The organism is Halomonas sp. ND22Bw, assembly GCF_003011945.1.
Taxonomy (GTDB): domain Bacteria; phylum Pseudomonadota; class Gammaproteobacteria; order Pseudomonadales; family Halomonadaceae; genus Halomonas; species Halomonas halophila.
Map to the genome: position 1 here is coordinate 1 of NZ_PXWD01001200.1, position 259 is coordinate 259.

General features: G+C 70.7%; 1 pseudogene. It reads right to left on the reverse strand.

The annotated features are described in order from the left end of the window. A pseudogene (locus tag CVH10_RS21970) lies at positions 1-259 on the reverse strand (type II restriction endonuclease); the annotation flags it as partial.

Below are 259 nucleotides of genomic sequence, written 5' to 3' on the forward strand. Positions count from 1 at the left end.
CGAGGCGATCCAGACGTCGAAGCCCAACGCGAGGCCGAGGTCCCTCAGCCACCCCTGGATCTCGGTGTGGGTATGGTCGGCCTCGCGCGCGGCCAGGGTTGCCTTCGAGGCCGTCTCCGCAGCCTCCGCCCGCACGCGTTCGAGATCCTCGCGCCACCGGGCCAGCGCGGCGACCCCGTCCCTTTCCGGGAGCGGATAGCGCCCCGAACCCACGTCGAACAGGAAACCGGCGATGGCGCCGTAATCGTTCGAGAGCTGG